Origin of the sequence: Changchengzhania lutea, assembly GCF_006974145.1 — a bacterium.
In the GTDB taxonomy this organism is placed as follows: Bacteria; Bacteroidota; Bacteroidia; order Flavobacteriales; family Flavobacteriaceae; genus Changchengzhania; species Changchengzhania lutea.
This window is the reverse complement of sequence record NZ_CP039456.1, coordinates 2,496,670-2,517,644: the sequence shown is the minus strand read 5'-3', so window position 1 is coordinate 2,517,644 and position 20,975 is coordinate 2,496,670. Positions and strand designations below refer to the sequence as shown.

Genomic DNA, 20,975 nt, shown 5'->3' with positions numbered 1-20,975 from the left:
AGCCTTTAATTCACAAAAAAAACCGAAAAACAGAGGGACGTTTTTCGGATAATAAGTAAGTAAGTTCGGTACGCTATTAATCTACATTGTCGTGTAAAAACGAATTATTACTTCTTAGTTGTATATCATCATTATCATCAAAACCAATGCTGGTCCTAGACATATCATTCTCTGATGAGTGTTTCGCATCTTCCAAATTAACGCCTTGACGCCTGTAAGCTGGCACCTTTTCAATATCATCAATTTTGGCATTATTGAATTTATAATTAAAATCCTTCATTTTACGTCTGCGCTCTTCTGCACGTTCTTTTAAAAGCTCTGATATTGGACTGTTCATGGGATCTACTTCTTCACTAGATAAATCATCCGTTTTCACGTCTTCTAAAATCTTTTTTTCGAAAACAATTTCTTCCTCTAATTCTTCAATAGTGTCGTTACCACTAGCAGACTTCTTATTCATTGATGACTCTAATTCGTTATAATCATCTAACGCATATCTAATATCACCTTTTTCATTGGTTTCGTTTACTGGGATTAATTCTACGTAATCATTAACCGGAATTTTCTTTACATCGTCTGTAAGGTTATGAGAAATCGTATCGTCTTCTTTAATAGATTCTTGCTGACCGAACGATAGTGGCATATCGAACGTTAGCGTGATTTGTTGTTCTTCTTCAATATAATCTGACACCACTTCTACGCTACCAATATCTTCAAGATCACTTGACATTCTGGTTATCGGCTTAATTATAAAATCTTCATCTTCTTCTATATTAGCTGAAACCTCATCGTAAACCACATTGATATCTCTAATAATATCGGAGGTTGGTATAATATTAAAATCTTCAGTATCCCTCTGCACTTGAGATTTAGGAGCCTCTTGTTTTGGTTTAGGCTCTTCCAAGTCTAAATCTAAGGTATGCCTAACAATGGGTGTTTCTTTCTTTTCTTCTAATTCTATAATTGGTGCGATAATTATAGGTTCTTTTTCTATAGTATCTAATTCTTTCTCTTCACTTAAAGAGTGCACCACTTTTTTGGTTTCAGTATTCGAAATTTCATCTTGCTGTTCGATATTAAACCCAGTAGCTATAATAGTTACTGCAATAGATTCTTCCAAAGATTCATCTTCACCAACACCCATAATGATATTTGCACCATGGCCTGCTTCATTTTGAATATGATCATTAATCTCCCCGATTTCATCAATAGTAATTTCGTGAGAACCAGATACAATAAGTAACAATACATTTTTAGCACCTGTAATTTTATTATCATTTAATAAAGGTGAATCGAGGGCTTTTCGAATGGCATCTTGCGCGCGGGTTTGACCTGAAGCCAATGCAGATCCCATGATGGCTGTACCACTATTACTCAATACCGTTTTGGCATCGCGTAAATCTATATTTTGCGTGTAGTGATGTGTAATAACTTCGGCAATACCACGAGCAGCGGTAGATAGCACTTCATCTGCTTTAGAAAACCCAGCTTTAAAACCAAGGTTTCCGTAAACTTCACGAAGTTTGTTATTATTTATAACGATTAGGGAATCCACTACATTTCTTAATTTTTCAATCCCTTTTTGAGATTGTTCTATACGCATTTTGCCCTCAAACTGAAATGGCATCGTTACAATACCTACAGTTAGGATGTCTAAATCTTTAGCCATTTTAGCAATAATTGGTGCTGCACCTGTACCGGTACCTCCACCCATTCCTGCCGTTATAAATACCATTTTTGTATTGGTATCTAACATTTGAGAGATATCATCAAAACTTTCAACTGCTGATTGTTCCCCAATATCTGGGTTTGCGCCGGCTCCCAATCCTTCAGTTAAATTTAGACCTAACTGGATTTTATTGGGAACGCCACTATTTTGAAGGGCTTGTGCATCTGTATTACAAACGTAAAAATCTACGCCCTTGATGCCTTGTTGGAACATGTGGTTTATGGCATTACTGCCACCACCGCCAACACCAATAACCTTAATAACATTTGATTGATTTTTAGGTAAATCAAAGGCGATACTTTCGAATTCTTTCTTGCTGCTCATAAATTCTGTTTTTTCTGGGGTTTTGTACTTACTATTTTTATTCAATGGATTTCTTGCTCTTTTCGTTACTCTGCGTTGTCTAGAAAATCTTTAACGCGTTCGGTTAATTTATCTAGAAAAGAACGCCGTTCCTTTACTGGTTTATCTTTAATATCTTCTTCAACAGACGATTCATCTTCATTAACTTGCTCTTCTTGCTCAATTTTCTTTCTCTCCTGCCTTTTCAATCCGTCTAAAACCAATCCGACAGCTGTGGCATATAAGGGACTTGTAACATCGTCATCGCTATCACCAGCTAAATGTTCATTAGGATAGCCTATTCTTGTATCCATTCCCGTTATATATTCTACCAACTGTTTTAAGTGTTTTAACTGGCTACCACCACCGGTTAATACAATGCCTGCAATAAGTTTCTTTTTTTGCTCTTCGTGTCCGTAATTCTTGATCTCAACATAAACTTGCTCGACAATTTCAACAACACGAGCATGAATTATTTTTGAAAGGTTTTTGAGGGTGATTTCTTTTGGCTCTCTGCCCCTTAGCCCTGGAATAGAGACAATCTCGTTATCTTTGTTTTCTCCGGGCCATGCCGATCCAAATTTTATTTTTAAAAGTTCTGCTTGCTTTTCTATTATGGAACAGCCTTCCTTAATGTCCTCGGTAATGACATTACCACCAAAAGGAATAACTGCTGTGTGACGAATAATGCCGTCTCTAAAAATGGCCAAATCTGTAGTTCCACCACCTATATCAATTAGTGCAACACCAGCTTCTTTTTCTTCCTGACTTAATACGGCATTCGCTGAAGCTAGAGGTTCTAATGTGATCCCTTCTAAGGTTAAACCAGCACTTTGTACACAGCGCCCTATATTTCTTATAGAGGATACTTGCCCAACAACCACATGGAAATTAGCTTCCAAACGGCCGCCATACATGCCTATAGGTTCTTTTATTTCTGCTTGACCATCTACTTTATATTCTTGTGGTAAAACGTGAATAATTTCTTCACCCGGAAGCATGACCAGCTTATGCACTTGATTGATTAATCTATCTATATCTTCTTCATCAATAACGATTTCGGAGTTTGCTCTGGTGATATAATCGCTATGTTGCAAACTGCGAATATGCTGACCCGCTATACCCACGGTAACGCCATCTATTTTTATTTCAGCGGCAGCTTCAGCCTCTTGAATAGCCTGTTGAATAGATTGAATGGTTTGCGTAATATTATTTACAACACCCCTGTGTACCCCCAAACTTTTGGATTTACCAATACCTAAAATTTCTACTTTCCCGTACTCGTTTTTACGACCGATCATGGCCACAATCTTTGTGGTTCCAATGTCTAGCCCTACTGATATATTATGCTCCATTCTTTATGTTTTGCTACACACTACTTGGTTGTCAAACTGTAAATTGACATTTCTGTAATTGTTCAGTGTTTTTTCTTTTAAATTTTTCTGATAAAACGCTTTAAAATTATTTATCTTTTTATCTAAGTTACTTACGTCTCCTAATTGTACTTTAAACTGGCACTGTCTTAATTTTAAATATATGGTTTGATTTAAGGCTTGATGGATTTCAATCACATTCGTTCTTAAAAACTCATCATTTACAATCTTTTGCGAAACCTCATATACATTTTTTAAATTGTTTTTTTCAATATAACCAGTAACCAAAGGTACTCGTGCCGAATAATTTGATGACAATGGCATAAACAAACCGTCATCGTCAATATAATATGACGCATTTGTGTTTACTCTAGCAATAGGTGTTTTCTGCTTAATCTCAGCATGAAGTGTACCATTTACAGTAAGATAGACTTCCGCTGATTTAATCATTGGATTAGAATTTAGGGCATCTTCTAATTCATTCAAATCTAAAGTTTCTTTAGGCATATTTTTAAGACCCTCTTGATTTTGTATTAACAATTTACTAACAGTCTCATTAGTAATAAAAAGGTTGTTTTCTCCAACAAATTTTACATTTGGTTCTGATACTGTTCTTAGCTCATTTCTATGGGATGAAAAAGCATAGAGAAACACTACTAAACTAAGTAGGCCTATCATCTTTATGTAATTCCAATTAACTCGCAAGACTTAATCCTTTTTTAATATGTTTTACTTCTTCTCCAATATCCCCCGCACCAATAGTTAAAATAATATCCGCATGACTATGCTGTATTGTGGAAACCAGTTCGGTTTTGTTTACTAATTTTTTATTATTAATTTTTATTTTATCCAATAACCATTTAGAAGTAACGCCTTCTATTGGCAATTCTCTCGCAGGATAAATATCTAGCAGTATAACCGCATCAAACTGTGACAAACTTTTAGCAAAATCGCCCACAAAATCACGCGTTCTGCTATATAAATGGGGCTGAAAAACCGCTAATACTTTTTTATTGGGATACATTTCCCGTATCGCATGATGCACGGCGTTAATTTCTTCTGGATGATGCGCGTAATCATCTATAAAAACTAAATCGTCTGTTTTAATCTGATAGGTAAACCGGCGTTTCACACCTTTATAAGATGCTAAAGCTTTGGCGAGCTGCGGGTAAGGGCACCCATATTCTGCAGCCATCGCCAAGGCTATTAATGCATTCGACAAATTATGTCTACCAGGCAGGTTAAATTGTAAATTTTCCAGCACTTTTTTTGGTGTTCTTACATCAAAAAAATAAGTGCCGTTTATTATGTTTATATTTTGAATGGCATAATCGGAATCATCTTCAATCCCATAGGTGATGCCTTTTAGTGGCAGTCCGTTTTTTATAAATAATTTTCCGTTAGGTTTCAGTCGTTTTGAAAATGCTATGAATGACTCTTTTAAAGCACCTGCTTCACCATAAACATCTAAATGATCTGCATCCATGGAGGTAATACAAGCCATATCTGGTGATAAGGTTAAAAATGATCGGTCGAACTCATCAGCTTCAACAACTGAGACGTCTTTACCATTTAATATTAAATTGGAATTGTAATTTTCACTAATACCTCCTAAAAATGCCGTGACACTCACTTGGCATTCATACAATAAATGCCCTAAAATACTTGTGGTCGTAGTTTTTCCGTGGGTACCCGCAACGGCCAAACAAAAGGTGTTTTCTGTAATGATACCCAACACCTCAGATCGTTTTAAAACCTGATACCCGTTGGTCTTGAAATAATCTAATTCTTTATTATGTTTATTTATGGCTGGCGTATAAATAATTAGTGAATCCTTAGGATCCAGATAAGCCTTATCAATATTCACTATATCATCTTCAAAATGAATTGAAATACCTAATGTTTCCAAACTCTCAGTGATTTCGGTTTTTGTTTTATCGTATCCAGCAACTTGTTTTTTACCAGCTTGAAAATATCGCGCCAGTGCGCTCATGCCGATACCACCAATGCCAATAAAATATATATTATGTATGCTGTTTAAGTTCATTGTTTTATTTTTAATAGCTTTTCTACTTCGTCAGCTATATCTCTGGTTGCATTTACTAATGCTAGTTTTTTAATATTGTCACCAAGCTGCTTTTGTCTTTCTGGTGAAGCGATGAGTTGTGAAAACTTATTTTCAAAATCCACATCTAAATCTGATTCCTTAATTAATAGTGCCGCATCGTTTTTTACCACAGCCATGGCGTTTTTGGTTTGATGGTCTTCTGCCACATTAGGGGATGGAATAAACAGGACCGGTTTACCAACAATACAAAGCTCGGAAACCGAACTCGCTCCCGCTCTAGAAATCACGATATCAGCCGCCGCATAGGCAAAATCCATATTATTCAAAAATTCATGCACCTGCACATTATTCGTGTTATTATAGATTTTATACTGCTGATAATACAATTTTCCACATTGCCAGATAATCTGTATGTTTTTAGTATCTAAAAAATCTAATTTATTTTCTATTAATTCATTTATCCGCTTCGATCCTAAACTGCCTCCCAAAACCAAGAGTGTGTGTTTACCATGCTTTAAGTTGAAGAAGTTTTTTGCTTCTACCGTTTTAGTTTCAATATTCAATAAGCCTTGACGTACTGGATTTCCAGTTTTTCTAATTCTATCTTTTGGAAAAAACCGCTCTAAACCATCATATGCCACACATATTTTTTTTGCTTTTTTAGATAGTAACTTATTGGTAATTCCAGGATATGAATTTTGTTCCTGTATTAAACTCGGGATATTTTTATATGCAGCCATTTGTAATAATGGACCGCTGGCAAAACCACCAGTACCAATGGCGACATCCGGCTTAAAAGACTTTATAATTTTACGGGCATCCCATAAGCTACTAATTACTTTAAATGGAAACATTGCATTTTTTAATGTTAGTTTTCGTTGAATACCAGAAATCCAAAGTCCCTTAATCGCATAACCCGCTTCTGGTACTTTCTCCATCTCCATTCTATCTTTTGCTCCTACAAATAAAAAGTCTGCATCTGGAAAACGAGATTTTAACTCGTTTGCAATAGCGATAGCAGGATATATATGACCTCCTGTACCTCCTCCAGACAATATGAATTTATATTTGATAGATTTACGATTCACGATTTATGATTTACGATTACGCATCGTTTTAATAGACGCAACAACTATTGATAACAACTCATTCCCTTCAGCATGCAATCTTTTTATTTCTTTATCCTCTTTATCACTTAATTCCAATAATAATTCCAAAAAATACATACTCTCATCCGCCTCTTCTTCTGCTATTTTTAATTTATTAATAAAATCTGCATCAGATTTTGTTCTACAAGCTGCCCTATAATTCGCCTCAACCGAACTTGAGCATCTTATTAACTGATTATAAAATGCATTGTACTCTCTTGAGACAGGAAACTTATTGCAGAGACTCCAACAATCAGCTACATATTTCTTTGTTCTATTTTTTAATATTTGTTTCATGTGTTTATTCTATTGCTTTTTATTGGTCACATGTAGCATCCATATAATCATTGTCCTTAGGTATCGAACTTTTAGTTATGGATGTTTCATGCTTTTCAATCGTAATTCACAAATCGTATATCTTAAATCATATAGCTTCTGATAAAATTTCTAACGGATTATCTTCTAAACTTTCTTTTTCTTTAATTTCTTCACGTTTGGCGCTCACACTTAATATAATGCCAATGGCCAAACAGGTCATCCATATCGAAGTACCCCCACTACTAATTAAGGGTAATGTTTGTCCTGTAACAGGAAACAGCTCCACGGCAACAGCCATATTAATGAGTGCTTGAAACACAATGGGCAATCCCACACCGAGCACTAAGAGCTTCCCGAAAATAGTGTCCGATTTTTGGGCTACGATGACTATTCTAAACAATAGCCACATGTATAAAATAATAATCAGAAACCCTCCAATTAACCCATACTCCTCAATAATAATGGCGAATATAAAATCTGAAGAGGATTGCGGTAAAAAATTCTTCTGTATACTTTTACCTGGGCCAACACCTTTTATCCCTCCAGACGCAATGGCTATTTTTGCCTTTTCAATTTGATAGTCGGCCTGGGTATCTTCGCCATTTGAATAATTCTTAATTCTATTTTCCCAAGTCGTCACCTTTACATTTAGGGATCCTGTGGTTAATTTTGCGACCATGACAAAAAAGGTTAAAGCCACCAAACCAGTACCAATAATTACAGCTAAATAACGTACAGGATAACCTCCTAAAAACACCAAGATCATGACCATTAAAAACATAATCGCCGCCGTTGAAAAATTAGATGGCAATATGAGGGCTAACACCAAAAACACAGGAATCCACAAAGGCAATATACTCGCCTTAAAAGACACGTATATATCCTTAATTTTAGACATATAACGCGCGACATACACCATAAGCACCACCATAGCAAACGTAGAGGTTTGAAATGACATGCCTACAATGGGGATTTTAATCCACCTACTAGCATTGGCACCTCCCATAACCGTACCTTGAAACATGGTAATAACCAACAGCACCAATACAATTGGAATCATGACTAGAGACAATCCTTTAAAATATCGATACGGTATTTTGTGCACACCATACATAATGGAAAAGCCTAAAAACAAATGCATAAAATGCTTGACAAAGGCTATAAATGTGTTGCCATCATACTTATCGTAAGCCAAATCACTAGCTGCACTATATACGGGCAGAAATGACAATATGGCCAGTAATGCTACTATAGCCCATATTAACCGGTCTCCTTTTATGTTTTTAAATATGTTTCCCATTGTCCTACAGACATTTCCCAGAAGGAAAAATTTGTTTTATTATTAATTATTTACTTAACCCATAACAGTTTCTTGACTTTAGAAGGATCAAGATGGGTTATAAATTTCTAACGGCATTTTTAAATTGACGCCCTCGGTCTTCATAGTTTTCAAACAAATCGAAACTGGCACAAGCAGGAGACAATAAAACGTTATCACCTGCCTCGGCAACTTTATAAGCAATTTTAACCGCCTCACTCATAAATTGGGTTTCAACTATAATATCAACCATATTGCCAAACGTGTGCAAAAGCATTTCATTATCCACACCTAAACAAATAATGGCTTTAACCTTTTCATTAATAAACGGAAATAACTCCGCATAATTATTTCCTTTATCTTCTCCTCCAACAATCCATACCGTTGGTGCATCCATACTTTCCAGAGCATAATATGTGGCATTCACATTAGTTGCTTTCGAGTCATTGATATATTGCACTTTATTAATTTTAAGCACTTGCTCTAATCGGTGCTCGACACCATGAAAATTTTCTAAACTTTCTCGTATGGTCTGCTTTCTAATTTTTAATAGATGTGCCACAGTAGAGGCCGCCATAGCGTTTTTAGTATTGTGTAATCCCTCTAATTTCAGGTTTGTAGTTGGCATAATTATTTTATTGTTATCTATTGTTATTATTATTTTGTCTTTTTCTAAATACGCTCCGTTTTCAATAGGTGTTGTTAATGAAAATGGTAATAATGTGGATTGAACTGGGTGTTGTTTTAAATGATTGGTAATAACTTCATCGTCGGCATCATATATTAAATAATCATCCTTTGTTTGATTCATTGCTATTCTAAATTTAGAATCGATATAATTTTGAAATTCATAATTGTATCTGTCTAAATGATCTGGTGTTATGTTTGTTATTACCGCTATCTTCGGTTTAAAATCTATGATATCGTCCAATTGAAAACTACTAATCTCCAGCACATAGTTTTTATAATCCTCTTCTAAAACCTGTTTTGCAAAACTGTCTCCAATATTGCCTGCCAATCCCACATGTAATGCTTCTTTTAGAATATGATGCGTCCAGGTGGCGGTGGTTGTTTTCCCATTACTTCCTGTAATCCCTATTATGGTAGCATCGGTAAATGTGGATGCAAATTCAATTTCTGAAACGATTTTTATCCCCCGTTCGCGAATTCGCTTTATCAAAGGCACCTTATCTGGAATGCCTGGACTCTTCATCACTAAATCAGCATTAAGGATTTTTAACTCCGTATGCATTTCATCTTCCCATTCAATGGCATTATGTATAAGAACTTGTTTATATTTTTCTTTTATTTTTCCTTTATCAGAAACAAAAACGTCGAACCCTTTTTCTTTTCCCAGTAATGCCGTTCCAACACCACTTTCTCCACCTCCTAATACGACTAAACGCCCCATCCTAAATCCTTCCCCAAAGGGTAAGGACTTCCCAATCTGCTGTTTTTCCTTTGTCATTCCGCTTTTATTTCATGAGATTCCTGTTTTCATAGTAATTTATCTTAATTTCAATGTCACTATGGACAGAATTGCCAGAAATATACCCACAATCCAAAATCGCGTGACTATTTTACTTTCATGATATCCTGATTTTTGATAATGATGATGCAAGGGTGACATTTTAAAAATGCGTCGCCCTTCTCCATACCTTTTTCTGGTATATTTAAAATAACTTACTTGTAAAATCACCGATAGAGACTCCGCGAAAAAAATACCGCACAGTAAAGGAATAAGCAGCTCCTTTCTTACCGCAATGGCAATGACTGCAATAACGCCTCCAATGGTCAGACTTCCTGTATCCCCCATAAAAACCTGAGCTGGATAGGTATTATACCATAGAAAACCAATGAGTGCACCCACGAATGCCGCAATAAATACCACAAGCTCACCTAAACTAGGTATGAACATGATATTAAGGTAATCTGAAAACACGATGTTTCCAGAGATAAAAGCAAAAATGGCCAAGGCAAATACAATAATGGCAGAACTTCCCGCCGCTAAACCATCTATACCATCAGTGAGATTGGCGCCATTTGAAACCGCGGTTACAATAAAAATAACAATTGGTATAAAAATAAGCCATGCATATTTTGCAAAATCATCACCCATCCATGACACCAAACTCGCATAGTCAAACTCATTATTTTTAACAAAAGGAATGGTGGTTTTCAAAGACCTATTTTCTGCTGCAAAAAACTCATTAGGTGAATTCTGGGTAATTTTTTCATTGGAATATTTAGGATTAATTTTCTCTTGCTTTGTAGTGACTCCAGGATGGAAATACATCACCGCACCTACGAAAATTCCTAACCCTACTTGTCCAAGCACTTTGAATTTTCCACTTAGGCCTTCTTTATCTTTTTTAAATACTTTAATATAATCGTCAATAAAACCTATCAAACCCATCCATAATGTGGTCACAACAAGCATAATAACATATATGTTATCTAATTTGGCAAACAATAACACCGGCAACAGCGTCGCAATAATAATGATGATACCGCCCATGGTTGGCGTACCTGCTTTTTCAACTTGACCCACCAAACCTAAATCCCTTACCGTTTCACCTACTTGCTGTTTTTGTAAATACAAAATTATTTTTCGCCCAAATATGGTAGATAACAACAATGAAAACAAAATAGCCAAAGCAGCCCTAAACGTAATAAACTGAAATAGGCTAGCCCCTGGCAATTGGAACTCTTGTTCTAAATATTCAAATAAATAATACAACATAAATGAGTTGTTTGGTTTTGGTTATTTGCTTAGTTGTCTTAGTAATTCTTGTACTGTTTTATAATCATCAAAATCAAAGCGCTCACCTTTAATTTCTTGATAGGTTTCATGCCCCTTTCCAGCTATCAAAATAATATCGTTAGGTTGCGCCATTTGGCACGCTGCTTTTATAGCCTGTGCCCTATCCACTATGGTTAACACTTTTTTAAAGTTTTGTGGCTCCACGCCTTTTTCAATATCCTTAACAATGTCTTCAGGAACTTCGCTTCTTGGATTATCACTTGTAAATATCACTTTGGTACTTAAAGCGGTCGCAATATGTCCCATTTTTGGGCGCTTAGTTTTGTCTCTATCGCCACCACAACCTACAACCGTAATGAGTTCTTCATTTTGGGTTCTGATACTATTTATGGTTTCCAGAACATTCTTTAAGGCATCAGGTGTGTGTGCATAATCTACAATAGCCGTTATTTTTTCATCTGAAATTAAATATTGAAAACGCCCACTCACACTTTCCAAATCACTTATTAACCGAAGTATCTCCACCTTTTCGAGCCCTAATAATTCCGCAGTGGCGTAAATGGCAAGCACATTGTAAGCATTAAAATTCCCTACCAATCGCGTCCAAACTTCACTATCATTAATTTTTAATAATAAGCCTCCAAACTGATTCTCTAAAATTTGAGATTTATAATCGGCATACCCTTTTAAAGCATAGGTGTATTTTCTAGCTTTTGTATTTTGCAGCATGACCAGACCATTTTTATCATCCGTGTTCACAAGTGCAAAAGCCTTAGCTGGTAATGCATCAAAAAAGGACTTCTTTACATCTCTATATTCTGCAAAAGTGCTATGATAATCTAAATGGTCATGAGATAAATTTGTGAAAATGCCACCTTCAAAACACAAACCTTCAGTACGGTTTTGATGAATGCCATGAGAGCTCACTTCCATAAAACAAAATTCTACACCGGCTAGGTTCATTTCCATCAAATACTTATTTATGGTTAATGAATCCGGGGTGGTATGCGTGGCTTTATAGACTTTATTATCTACCATAATTTTTACGGTAGAGAGCAATCCCACTTTATAGCCCGCTTTTTTAAACAATTGATATAACAGACTGGCCACGGTTGTTTTACCATTCGTGCCCGTAACACCAATTAGTTTTAAATTTTCTGATGGGACATCATAGAAATTTGAAGCCATTATGGCGAGTGCTTTACTGGAATCGCTAACTTCTATATACGTAATACCATCTACTAGATTTCCGGGTAGTACTTCACAAATTATGGCCTTAGCACCATTTGCTAAAGCAACATTTATATAGTCATGACCATCTACTGCGTAACCGCGAATAGCCACAAAGGCATCATCATTCTCGATTTTTCTAGAATCAAAATGAATAGCACGAATACCAATACTTGTACTACCAACTACGGCATTCAGGGTTACTCTATACAATATGTCCTTTAATACTATCATGAAGCCTTTAAAACAATAGTTTGATTACTTTTCAGTTTGACACTTTTATTTATGGATTGTGTTTTTATTATACCATTACCACTCAATTTCACTTTCAGCTTAACATCCATATTCTCCAATAGCGCTAAAGCATCCATCGCTGGCATCCCAATAACATTGGGCATGATGGTTTTATAGGTTTTTGATGACGTATAAAAACTATCGTATTCATTAATGGTTGAAGCGCGCTTGACGTCGAGCGATTCTATTTCGTCTATTAAAGGTGTATCGGTGAATATTTTCTGAGCGATCCTTTTAAATACGGGCCCCGTTACATCCGCACCGTAATAACCCTTCTTAGTACTTGGCTTATGGATGATGACTATGCATGAATATTTAGGGGCATCAGCAGGAAAATAACCAGCAAAAGACGAGATATATCTTTTATTTTCTTTCCAATCGTCCATCCAATACTCCGTTTGGGCGGTTCCTGTTTTTCCCGCCATCGAAAAATTTGTGGAATACAACTTTTGCCCAGTACCTCTAACGACAACATTTTTCAAAATCTCTCTAATCTCACCAAGCGTTTTATCTGAACATATTTTTTTGTTAGTCACTTCCTTATCAAAAACTTCAATTTCTTTATCAAACTCCTTGACCGCTTTAATAAATCGTGGCTTCACCATTTCACCATCGTTTGCAATGGCATTATAAAATGTGAGTGTTTGTAATGGCGTTAAAGAAATACCATAACCATAGGCCATTGATGGCAATGCATTTCGACTCCATTTTTTATGACCTGGTTCTGGAATAAACGGATCGCCCTCACCCATAATTGAAACTCCTAAAGGCTTATCCAGATTCCATTTTTTTAAACGCTTTAAAAACTTATTTGGGTCTTTAGAATAGTTTTCGTCTATTAGCGTTGCTAAGCCAATATTTGAAGATACCTCTAAGGCTCTAGCGGCAGAGATATTACCATAGCCTCCATGATGGGAATCAGAAATAGTTCTGCCATAAAAGCGCTTCGTCCCTCTTTTGGTATCAACAATGGTTGCAGTATCAATGACTTTATCTTCTAAAGCCGCCATTAAAGCCATCACTTTAAAGGTCGATCCCGGTTCATGAGATTCCCAAACGGCATAATTACGTTTTTCGTAATAGTTTCCTTTTTTGGTTTTTGCTAAATTAGAAATGGCCTTTACTTCCCCTGTTTTTACATCCATAACTACAACACAGCCGTGTTCTGCTTCGTAATATTCCAATTGCCCCAACAGCGAATGGTGTGCAATATCTTGGATATTAACATCTATAGTCGTGTAGACATCATAGCCATCTTTTGGTTCCACTTGATTATAATCTGTAAGCGGTTTCCATTTGTTATTTCCTATTTTCTGCTTCCAGCGTTTGCCATCGGTTCCTCTTAAATACTTGACACCAAAAGCACCATCAATCCCAGCTCTGGTCACATTGCCTTTTTCATCAAAGCGCTCATAACCAATAGAACGTTGTGCAATTTCACCCATGGGGAATTCGCGTTTTGTTTTCTGGTTTACAATTAATCCACCAGGAATGGCTCCAAGTCGCAGCAGCGGGAAATTTCTAAAACGTGTATAATCTGTATAATTAATATTTCTTGCCAATAGTAAATATTGATTTTTATTGGCGCGGGCTTTTCTAATAAGCTTTTCATAATACGATGCCGATTTGCCTGAATAATTAGACAATGAATCGCACAGCGGATTTACAAATTCTTCAAACGTATTTGTTGGCGCAATAACGGCATCAATAGCAATATTATATTTAGGGATTGAGGTTGCCAATAAACTGCCATCGTCGGCATACACATTCCCTCTATTTGCTGGAATGGTCACATTTTTTATGGCGCGTTTCTCGACAAGCGAACGATATTTATCTCCTTGTAAATACTGAATACTTAGCAACTTAAAAACCACGGCAAGCCCAAAGACGAACATGCATCCTGCTATAAAATATAATCGGTTTAATATGCCTTTCTCGTTTACTGCCAAAGTCTTACTTTAGTTTTTGAGATTTAACTTTTATCTTTTTTGCTGGCACCACTGAGGGCGCCAACCCCTTTGCTTTCATTTTTTTTATGACTGCCGATTCCATTTTAAGCCTCATCAGCTTAGAACGACCATCCACAAATCCAGAACGCATTTCCTTAGCTTCATTTTTTAAGCGTGCGATCTCATAAACTTTTTTATCGGCACTATGTGAACTGGCTATCATAATTATAGCCAATATGGAAATGAAAATGATGAATCTCCAATTCTTGAAAGAATCATCACTCACCAAAAAGGTGCCTTTTAATATGCTATAAATATTGTTCTTCATTTAAATCTTTTCAGCGATACGCAGTTTTGCACTTCTCGCCCTACTGTTTATTTTTATTTCTTCTGCCGATGGCACAATCAATCCGTTTACTTTTTTTAATGGCACTTCAAAATTGCCATACATATCACGTTCTGGTTCTCCTTCAAACAAGCCGTTTCTTATAAAACGCTTTACCAACCGGTCTTCTAAGGAGTGGTACGAGATAAAACTTAAACGCCCACCAGTATCAAGCATTTCTGGCGTCTGCATTAAAAATTCCTTGAGCGCTTCAATTTCTTGATTTACCTCAATACGAATAGCTTGATATATTTGAGCCAATACTTTATTTTCATGACGTGGCGGTAAAAATTTTCTTAAAACAGTTTTCAGTTGCTCGCTAGTAATTATTGATTCCGTTTTTCTATGTTCAACTATTAATCGCGACATAGCAGGCGCCGCTCTTAATTCGCCATACTGTAAAAACACTTGTTTCAACGCTTCTTCTTCATATTCATTAATAACATGAAATGCCGATAATTTATTTTGCTGGTTCATTCGCATATCTAAATCGGCTTCAAATCGTGTTGAAAATCCGCGTTCAGCGACATCAAATTGATGTGAGGAGACTCCAAAATCTGCTAAAATGCCATCCACTTTTTTAATACCATGAAATCTTAAAAACCGTTTTGCAAAACGAAAGTTCTCATTGATCAATGTAAACCGGTCATCATCAATAGCGTTTTCAAGCGCATCTAAATCTTGATCGAATGCGTATAATTTACCCTTAGGGCCTAATCTGTTTAAAATCTCTTTGCTGTGTCCACCACCACCAAAGGTGACATCCACATACACGCCATCTGCTTTGATATTTAAACCATCTACTGTTTCTTTTAATAAAACCGGATTATGATATTCCATAGTCTTCGTCATCTTGTCCCATAACCTCTTCAGCTAAGTCAGCAAAATCGGTCGTCGCATCATTAATAGCCTGTTCATATAAATCTTTATCCCAAATTTCAATGATATTGATCGCCGACGTAATCACAATATTTTTCGAAATATTAGCAAATACCGTTAAGTCCTTTGGGATTAATAAGCGTCCGTTAACATCGACCTCAACCATTTTCACACCCGCGGTAAACCGACGGATAAAATCATTGTTCTTTTTTTTGAACCGGTTAAGCTTATTGATTTTCTGCATGAGTTTTTGCCACTCACTCATGGGATACAACTCTAAACAGGTTTGAAAAACCGAACGGCGCAGCACGAAACCTTCTTGTAATACTGGCGACAACTGCTTTTTTAACGCAGCTGGCATCATTAGTCTGCCCTTGGCATCAACTTTACATTCGTATGTTCCTGTAAGTAAGTCCAAAGCGGTTTTGCTGAAGTTTAGATGATTAAGTTTCAAATATATTGAAAATTTTACCACATTTTACCACTTTACCCCACTTTGTTAATAATTTTTCGACTAAAGGCAAGCTGAAGGTTCTATTGGACTCAAAAAACTAGCAGGAAGCCTTACTGTCAATCAATTATAAAAAGTAGTTGGGAGCAAAGATTTTTGTTAACATTTCATTCATCTATAAAACTTTTTTGAGAATTAATTAAAATTCTTGAAATATGAATGAATTAACTATATTTGTTTTTAACGAAATGACCAACCATTTAATGACCTACAGTTTAAAGAAGGAAAAAAAATATAGTTATATTGAAGCGGGTGAAGGTGCGCCAATAATAATACTTCATGGTCTTATGGGAGGCCTCAGTAACTTTGATGGTGTGACTGATTATTTTAGCCAAAACGGCTACAAAGTTATCATACCAGAGCTACCAATTTATTCAAGGTCCCTGTTAAAAACCAATGTTAAGAGTTTCGCTAAATATCTCCATGATTTTATTGAATTTAAGGGTTTTAAAGACTTTATATTATTGGGTAATTCCCTAGGAGGGCATATCGGTTTATATTACACGAAACAATATCCACAAAAAGTAAAAGCGCTAATAATTACAGGAAGTTCTGGTTTGTACGAAAGTGCCATGGGTGGCGGTTATACCAAGCGAAGTGATTATGAGGTGATCAAGAAAAAAGCACAAGATGTTTTTTACGATCCCGCCGTAGCCACCAAGACCATTGTTGATGAAGTTTATGAAACCGTAAATGACCGCAATAAACTTATAAAAACCTTAGCTATTGCCAAAAGTGCCATTAGGCATAATATGGCTAAAGATTTGCCAAAAATGACCACACCAACCTGCATTATTTGGGGTAAAAACGATACGGTCACACCGCCAGATGTTGCTGAAGAATTTAACGAGTTATTACCAAATTCCGATTTATACTGGATTGACAAGTGTGGGCATGCCGCCATGATGGAACATCCAAACGAATTCAATACCATTTTAAATACTTGGTTACAGGAACGAGGCCTATAGTCAATAAATAAATAGATCTGTAAAATACTCAACCGAACAGCTTTTTTTAAATAAATTTTTTAAGATACATACATGCATATTAAATCTGCCGAATTTGTGATGAGCAACTCTGATGTTACCAAATGCCCTAAAAGCAGATTACCGGAATACGCATTTATTGGCAGAAGTAACGTTGGCAAGTCCTCTCTTATAAATATGCTAACGAGCAAAAAAAGTTTGGCTAAAACATCTGGCCGACCTGGAAAAACACAATTGATCAATCACTTTTTAATTAATAAAAACTGGCATTTGGTAGATTTACCAGGTTACGGGTATGCCCGGGTATCTAAAAGTTCGAAAAAGGTGTTTCAAAAATTTATAACACAATATTTTGGCTTACGCGAACAACTCGTCACCGCTTTTGTTTTAGTGGACATTAGGCATAACCCACAACCTATCGATTTAGAATTTATGCAATGGCTGGGGGAAAACAACATCCCGTTTTCTATCATTTTTACAAAAGCCGATAAGCTTAGACCCAAAGCGATAGAAAACCATGTGGAAGCTTACAAAAAAGTGCTCTTGGAAACTTGGGAACATGTCCCTAATTATTTTATTACCTCCTCTTCTAAAGATATTGGAAAGGAAGAGGTATTGGGATATATTGACTGCCTAAATGAAAATATGCAATTGGATTCCAATTAATTACTTTGCACGGTATAAACTACGGTTCTATAATACGCTTAGAATAAGCTAAACTACATACAAATGGAATTGAATAAAAAACAACATTGGGAAACAGTTTATAAAACTAAAAACCCAAACCAAGTTAGTTGGACACAAGAAACACCAAAAACCTCCTTGGAGTTTATAAATTCATTTGGACTTGAAAAAACCGCGAAAATCATAGATATAGGTGGTGGTGACAGTAAACTTGTGGATTACCTAATTGATGAAGGCTTTGAAAACATAACCGTATTGGATATTTCATCAAAAGCCCTTGAGAAGGCTAAAAAACGGCTAGGTGATAAGTCAAAAAAGGTGAATTGGGTTGTAAGTGACATCACTGATTTTGAACCAGAATCTACTTTTGACGTTTGGCACGATCGAGCAACTTTTCATTTTTTAACCACAGATGAGCAAGTTGAAAAATACAAGGAAATTACCACGAATTTCGTGGATGGGTTTTTAATAATTGGAACATTTTCGGAAAACGGTCCTACCAAATGCAGTGGCCTTGAGATTAAACAATACAATCAAGATATGTTGGCTTCAGAATTTAAGCATGGATTTGAAAAAATTAACTGTATTAAAGAAAACCATTTAACACCATTCGGCACCTCACAGAATTTCTTGTTTTGTGGTTTTAAAAAGCAACAGAGGTAAAAGTACAATCCTTAAGGCTAGAAACTAATTTAGCATAAAGCCTAATCTTTAACTTGTGTAAACGATGTGCCTTAACAAACATTTGAACAAAACAAAATGACAAATGAAGAAATAGATAAAGAACTTTCCAAAATTGAGGAATTGGACTTAATTCTTTCTAAATTAAAAGATGAGTTTTCAAAATCATTGTCTTCTCAAATAACAATTGAGAATATTTATGATGCTCTATATTTAGAATTAAAAGAGAAATATAATTTTGAGCATCCAACTCAACTTTGGGACATAGATGCCGATTTTGAAAAACTAAAAAAAATCCTTTCAAATTTTGATTTTAAAACCGTTTTATTTCCCGTTGAAACTTCAAGGAATTTAATACCAAAAGATTATCTTGTTGGATATAAAATAAGTATTAAATTAAAAAACTTAAAGTGGAGAATTCATAAATACGATTTAGACCCTTTTCCTTCCAATCCACACGCACATTTAATTGACAGTAATATCAAAATGGATTTGACGAATGGAAAATGCTACAAAAGAAAAAAGTATACACATACAATTTCTAAAAAGGAACTTTTGAAAATAAGAGAAAAAGCACAAATCAATTTTGAACTACCTCCTTTAAAATTTAATTAATAAATGATTTTCGGCAAATTTAGACAAGCTAAAACTAAAGGTTTAATTAAATATTTTAATCTTATCGATTTTTGGAAGAGCTTATCATTAGAACAACAAAATTATCTAAGAAATAAATTTAATAGTGGTCTCGGAGTAAATCCAAAAAGTCTAACTGATATTGATATAAAATCATCAAATCAATCTAAATTATCATTTTTAACAATTTTCTTGCAATCACCAAAAGTTGATAGTGATGAAATATTATATAGCAAAATAATCGAACAATCAGAATCAACTATTTCAGAATGTAAAAAAATACTTGATATTCATTTTTATTTACAGCATATCATAATTTATAATTTGTATATCCGTAAACACCCCTATATTGATTAATATTTTGTATATTTAATTGATTCAAAAACAGTTAGCTATGGATATATTTTCTTTTGGGGTTCATTTCACAGATGAAAAGAGTTGCAGGCTTCATTTCAAGGAGCAAAGGGACAAGCAAGGTGTTGTTTGTAAGCGTTGCGGATGTACAGACCACTATTGGCTGATCAATAAATGGAGCTATCAATGTAAATCCTGCAACTCAAGGACATCATTGCGCAGTGGCACCATAATGGAAAGCTCTAAATTGTCATTTCTGGTTTGGTACAAGACCATTTTTTTGATGAGCACCACAAAAAAAGGATTTTCCAGTAAAGAGATACAGCGCCAGTTGGGGCTAAAACGTTATGAGCCAGTTTGGGCAATGGTCCATAAACTGCGTAGAGCAATGGGGGATCGTGATGACAGGTACACATTGGAAGGAATGATAGAAATGGATGAAGGCTATTTTACTATTGAAGCCTCGGAACAAGCACACAAAACCCAAAAAGCAGGTCGAGGGAGCAAAACTAAATCCAATGTTATGATTATGGCAGAAAGCACCATACTGGAAGATATAGAAACAGGAAAAGTAGATAGACAATGCCGTTATTTTAAAGCTAAGGTATTAGAAGACCACAAGGCAGATGGCACAGACCAAAGCTTCAAAGACGCTATTGATGACGAGCAAACTATTATATTTACAGATAAGAGTACTTCATATGTAAATATTGCAGACTATGTAGAAATACATATGACAGAGAAATCAAACGAACAAACCACCAAAGAAACACTCAAATGGGTGCATATAGCAATAAGCAATGCTAAAAGGAACTTTGCGGGAACTTATCATAAAATCAAGAAGAAATATTTGCAATTATATCTGAACGAGTTTGTTTATAAGCTCAACCGCAGGTATTTTGGAGAACGAATCTTTGATAGGCTTATTATTGCTAGCATTACAGCTAATGGACATTAAACGGATATACAAAATTTATAATTACAGAAAAAGACAAAAAAATATAAAACTTTACAATCAAGCTAAAGAAAATTGTTTGCGTCAAATTGAAATTGCTGAAAAAGTAAAAAAGATTTTTTTAGAAAAGTTTGGAGCACCACTTCCTTCTCACTATGGTTTTAAGCAATATAGTATTATACTACAAAAAGAGAAAAAATATGAACAAGCAATATCAATTTGTATTTTAGCACAAAAATAAGGTTGGAATGGAGATTGGGAAAAAAGAATAAATCGTTTAAAAACTACCACCAGTCGAGTAGGTAAAGGGGAATTTCACCCCTAAACCTCTCACAGAACCGTACGTGAACCTCTCGATTCATACGGCTCTTGTT

The 20,975-nt window shown here is 35.4% G+C and carries 21 protein-coding genes; 7 read left to right on the top strand and 14 right to left on the bottom strand.

The window, feature by feature from the left end:
• Positions 1-76: 76 nt before the first annotated feature.
• From ftsZ to mraZ, 14 genes are all read right to left on the bottom strand, one after another.
• The gene (gene ftsZ / locus FAF07_RS11310) at positions 77-2,053 is read right to left on the bottom strand and encodes a cell division protein FtsZ (RefSeq protein WP_142785208.1); all 1,977 of its coding nucleotides are present in this window, start codon (positions 2,051-2,053) and stop codon (positions 77-79) included.
• Positions 2,054-2,118: 65 nt separating this feature from the next.
• On the bottom strand, positions 2,119-3,426 hold the full coding sequence (gene ftsA / locus FAF07_RS11305) for a cell division protein FtsA (protein WP_142785207.1): 1,308 nt from the start codon (positions 3,424-3,426) through the stop codon (positions 2,119-2,121).
• Positions 3,427-3,429: 3 nt separating this feature from the next.
• Positions 3,430-4,122, bottom strand: coding sequence for a cell division protein FtsQ/DivIB (locus FAF07_RS11300; RefSeq protein ID WP_317130288.1), 693 nt, complete (start codon positions 4,120-4,122; stop codon positions 3,430-3,432).
• A 16-nt stretch (positions 4,123-4,138) separates the two neighbouring features.
• Positions 4,139-5,491, bottom strand: a complete 1,353-nt coding sequence (gene murC / locus FAF07_RS11295; protein WP_142785205.1) for a UDP-N-acetylmuramate--L-alanine ligase — start codon at positions 5,489-5,491, stop codon at positions 4,139-4,141.
• Positions 5,488-6,600 (bottom strand): undecaprenyldiphospho-muramoylpentapeptide beta-N-acetylglucosaminyltransferase, encoded by a 1,113-nt coding sequence (murG, locus tag FAF07_RS11290; RefSeq protein WP_246067691.1) that lies wholly within the window; start codon positions 6,598-6,600, stop codon positions 5,488-5,490. The genes murC and murG overlap by 4 nt, the downstream gene beginning before the upstream one ends.
• A gap of 3 nt (positions 6,601-6,603) precedes the next feature.
• Positions 6,604-6,957, bottom strand: coding sequence for a four helix bundle protein (locus FAF07_RS11285; protein WP_142785204.1), 354 nt, complete (start codon positions 6,955-6,957; stop codon positions 6,604-6,606).
• A gap of 127 nt (positions 6,958-7,084) precedes the next feature.
• Positions 7,085-8,278 carry an FtsW/RodA/SpoVE family cell cycle protein gene (locus FAF07_RS11280; protein WP_142785203.1) on the bottom strand — a complete coding sequence of 398 codons (1,194 nt, stop codon included), beginning with the start codon at positions 8,276-8,278 and terminating at the stop codon, positions 7,085-7,087.
• A gap of 97 nt (positions 8,279-8,375) precedes the next feature.
• Positions 8,376-9,707, bottom strand: coding sequence for a UDP-N-acetylmuramoyl-L-alanine--D-glutamate ligase (murD, locus tag FAF07_RS11275; RefSeq protein WP_142786605.1), 1,332 nt, complete (start codon positions 9,705-9,707; stop codon positions 8,376-8,378).
• Positions 9,708-9,803: 96 nt separating this feature from the next.
• Positions 9,804-11,039 carry a phospho-N-acetylmuramoyl-pentapeptide-transferase gene (gene mraY / locus FAF07_RS11270; RefSeq protein WP_142785202.1) on the bottom strand — a complete coding sequence of 412 codons (1,236 nt, stop codon included), beginning with the start codon at positions 11,037-11,039 and terminating at the stop codon, positions 9,804-9,806.
• Positions 11,040-11,060: 21 nt separating this feature from the next.
• On the bottom strand, positions 11,061-12,524 hold the full coding sequence (locus tag FAF07_RS11265) for a UDP-N-acetylmuramoyl-L-alanyl-D-glutamate--2,6-diaminopimelate ligase (protein WP_142785201.1): 1,464 nt from the start codon (positions 12,522-12,524) through the stop codon (positions 11,061-11,063).
• Positions 12,521-14,479 (bottom strand): penicillin-binding protein, encoded by a 1,959-nt coding sequence (locus FAF07_RS11260; protein ID WP_142786604.1) that lies wholly within the window; start codon positions 14,477-14,479, stop codon positions 12,521-12,523. Before FAF07_RS11260 ends, FAF07_RS11265 begins: the two co-directional genes overlap by 4 nt.
• A 58-nt stretch (positions 14,480-14,537) precedes the next feature.
• Entirely contained in the window at positions 14,538-14,861 is a 324-nt protein-coding gene (locus FAF07_RS11255) for an FtsL-like putative cell division protein (RefSeq protein ID WP_142785200.1), read from the bottom strand.
• Positions 14,862-15,770, bottom strand: a complete 909-nt coding sequence (gene rsmH, locus FAF07_RS11250; RefSeq protein ID WP_142785199.1) for a 16S rRNA (cytosine(1402)-N(4))-methyltransferase RsmH — start codon at positions 15,768-15,770, stop codon at positions 14,862-14,864.
• The gene (mraZ, locus tag FAF07_RS11245; RefSeq protein WP_142786603.1) at positions 15,745-16,215 is read right to left on the bottom strand and encodes a division/cell wall cluster transcriptional repressor MraZ; all 471 of its coding nucleotides are present in this window, start codon (positions 16,213-16,215) and stop codon (positions 15,745-15,747) included. The genes rsmH and mraZ overlap by 26 nt, the downstream gene beginning before the upstream one ends.
• 296 nt (positions 16,216-16,511) lie before the next feature.
• Between mraZ and FAF07_RS11240 the strand changes: the two genes are divergently transcribed.
• From FAF07_RS11240 to FAF07_RS11210, 7 genes are all read left to right on the top strand, one after another.
• Positions 16,512-17,276 carry an alpha/beta fold hydrolase gene (locus FAF07_RS11240; protein ID WP_142786602.1) on the top strand — a complete coding sequence of 255 codons (765 nt, stop codon included), beginning with the start codon at positions 16,512-16,514 and terminating at the stop codon, positions 17,274-17,276.
• 72 nt (positions 17,277-17,348) lie between these two features.
• Positions 17,349-17,960 (top strand): ribosome biogenesis GTP-binding protein YihA/YsxC, encoded by a 612-nt coding sequence (yihA, locus tag FAF07_RS11235; protein ID WP_142785198.1) that lies wholly within the window; start codon positions 17,349-17,351, stop codon positions 17,958-17,960.
• A 63-nt stretch (positions 17,961-18,023) separates the two neighbouring features.
• A complete protein-coding gene (locus FAF07_RS11230) occupies positions 18,024-18,641 on the top strand; it encodes a class I SAM-dependent methyltransferase (RefSeq protein WP_142785197.1) in 618 nt (205 codons plus the stop codon).
• Between the two features lie 96 nt (positions 18,642-18,737).
• A complete protein-coding gene (locus FAF07_RS11225) occupies positions 18,738-19,274 on the top strand; it encodes a hypothetical protein (protein ID WP_142785196.1) in 537 nt (178 codons plus the stop codon).
• Between the two features lie 3 nt (positions 19,275-19,277).
• Positions 19,278-19,649, top strand: a complete 372-nt coding sequence (locus tag FAF07_RS11220) for a hypothetical protein (protein ID WP_142785195.1) — start codon at positions 19,278-19,280, stop codon at positions 19,647-19,649.
• Positions 19,650-19,686: 37 nt separating this feature from the next.
• The gene (locus tag FAF07_RS11215) at positions 19,687-20,604 is read left to right on the top strand and encodes an IS1595 family transposase (protein WP_142783597.1); all 918 of its coding nucleotides are present in this window, start codon (positions 19,687-19,689) and stop codon (positions 20,602-20,604) included.
• Positions 20,594-20,842, top strand: a complete 249-nt coding sequence (locus tag FAF07_RS11210) for a hypothetical protein (RefSeq protein ID WP_142785194.1) — start codon at positions 20,594-20,596, stop codon at positions 20,840-20,842. The genes FAF07_RS11215 and FAF07_RS11210 overlap by 11 nt, the downstream gene beginning before the upstream one ends.
• Positions 20,843-20,975 lie beyond the last annotated feature (133 nt).

Excerpts from the sequence above, each read along its gene's own strand:
- FAF07_RS11240 (WP_142786602.1), top strand. The coding sequence starts at position 16,512 with ATGACCTACAGTTTAAAGAAGGAAAAAAAATATAGTTATATTGAAGCG.
- FAF07_RS11260 (WP_142786604.1), bottom strand. The coding sequence starts at position 14,479 with ATGTTCGTCTTTGGGCTTGCCGTGGTTTTTAAGTTGCTAAGTATTCAG.
- rsmH (WP_142785199.1), bottom strand. The coding sequence starts at position 15,770 with ATGACGAAGACTATGGAATATCATAATCCGGTTTTATTAAAAGAAACA.
- FAF07_RS11280 (WP_142785203.1), bottom strand. The coding sequence starts at position 8,278 with ATGGGAAACATATTTAAAAACATAAAAGGAGACCGGTTAATATGGGCT.
- FAF07_RS11215 (WP_142783597.1), top strand. The coding sequence starts at position 19,687 with ATGGATATATTTTCTTTTGGGGTTCATTTCACAGATGAAAAGAGTTGC.
- FAF07_RS11265 (WP_142785201.1), bottom strand. The coding sequence starts at position 12,524 with ATGATAGTATTAAAGGACATATTGTATAGAGTAACCCTGAATGCCGTA.
- yihA (WP_142785198.1), top strand. The coding sequence starts at position 17,349 with ATGCATATTAAATCTGCCGAATTTGTGATGAGCAACTCTGATGTTACC.
- FAF07_RS11300 (WP_317130288.1), bottom strand. The coding sequence starts at position 4,122 with ATGATAGGCCTACTTAGTTTAGTAGTGTTTCTCTATGCTTTTTCATCC.
- FAF07_RS11225 (WP_142785196.1), top strand. The coding sequence starts at position 18,738 with ATGACAAATGAAGAAATAGATAAAGAACTTTCCAAAATTGAGGAATTG.
- FAF07_RS11220 (WP_142785195.1), top strand. The coding sequence starts at position 19,278 with ATGATTTTCGGCAAATTTAGACAAGCTAAAACTAAAGGTTTAATTAAA.
- ftsA (WP_142785207.1), bottom strand. The coding sequence starts at position 3,426 with ATGGAGCATAATATATCAGTAGGGCTAGACATTGGAACCACAAAGATT.
- FAF07_RS11230 (WP_142785197.1), top strand. The coding sequence starts at position 18,024 with ATGGAATTGAATAAAAAACAACATTGGGAAACAGTTTATAAAACTAAA.
- ftsZ (WP_142785208.1), bottom strand. The coding sequence starts at position 2,053 with ATGAGCAGCAAGAAAGAATTCGAAAGTATCGCCTTTGATTTACCTAAA.
- FAF07_RS11255 (WP_142785200.1), bottom strand. The coding sequence starts at position 14,861 with ATGAAGAACAATATTTATAGCATATTAAAAGGCACCTTTTTGGTGAGT.
- mraY (WP_142785202.1), bottom strand. The coding sequence starts at position 11,039 with ATGTTGTATTATTTATTTGAATATTTAGAACAAGAGTTCCAATTGCCA.
- FAF07_RS11285 (WP_142785204.1), bottom strand. The coding sequence starts at position 6,957 with ATGAAACAAATATTAAAAAATAGAACAAAGAAATATGTAGCTGATTGT.
- FAF07_RS11210 (WP_142785194.1), top strand. The coding sequence starts at position 20,594 with ATGGACATTAAACGGATATACAAAATTTATAATTACAGAAAAAGACAA.
- murC (WP_142785205.1), bottom strand. The coding sequence starts at position 5,491 with ATGAACTTAAACAGCATACATAATATATATTTTATTGGCATTGGTGGT.
- murD (WP_142786605.1), bottom strand. The coding sequence starts at position 9,707 with ATGGGGCGTTTAGTCGTATTAGGAGGTGGAGAAAGTGGTGTTGGAACG.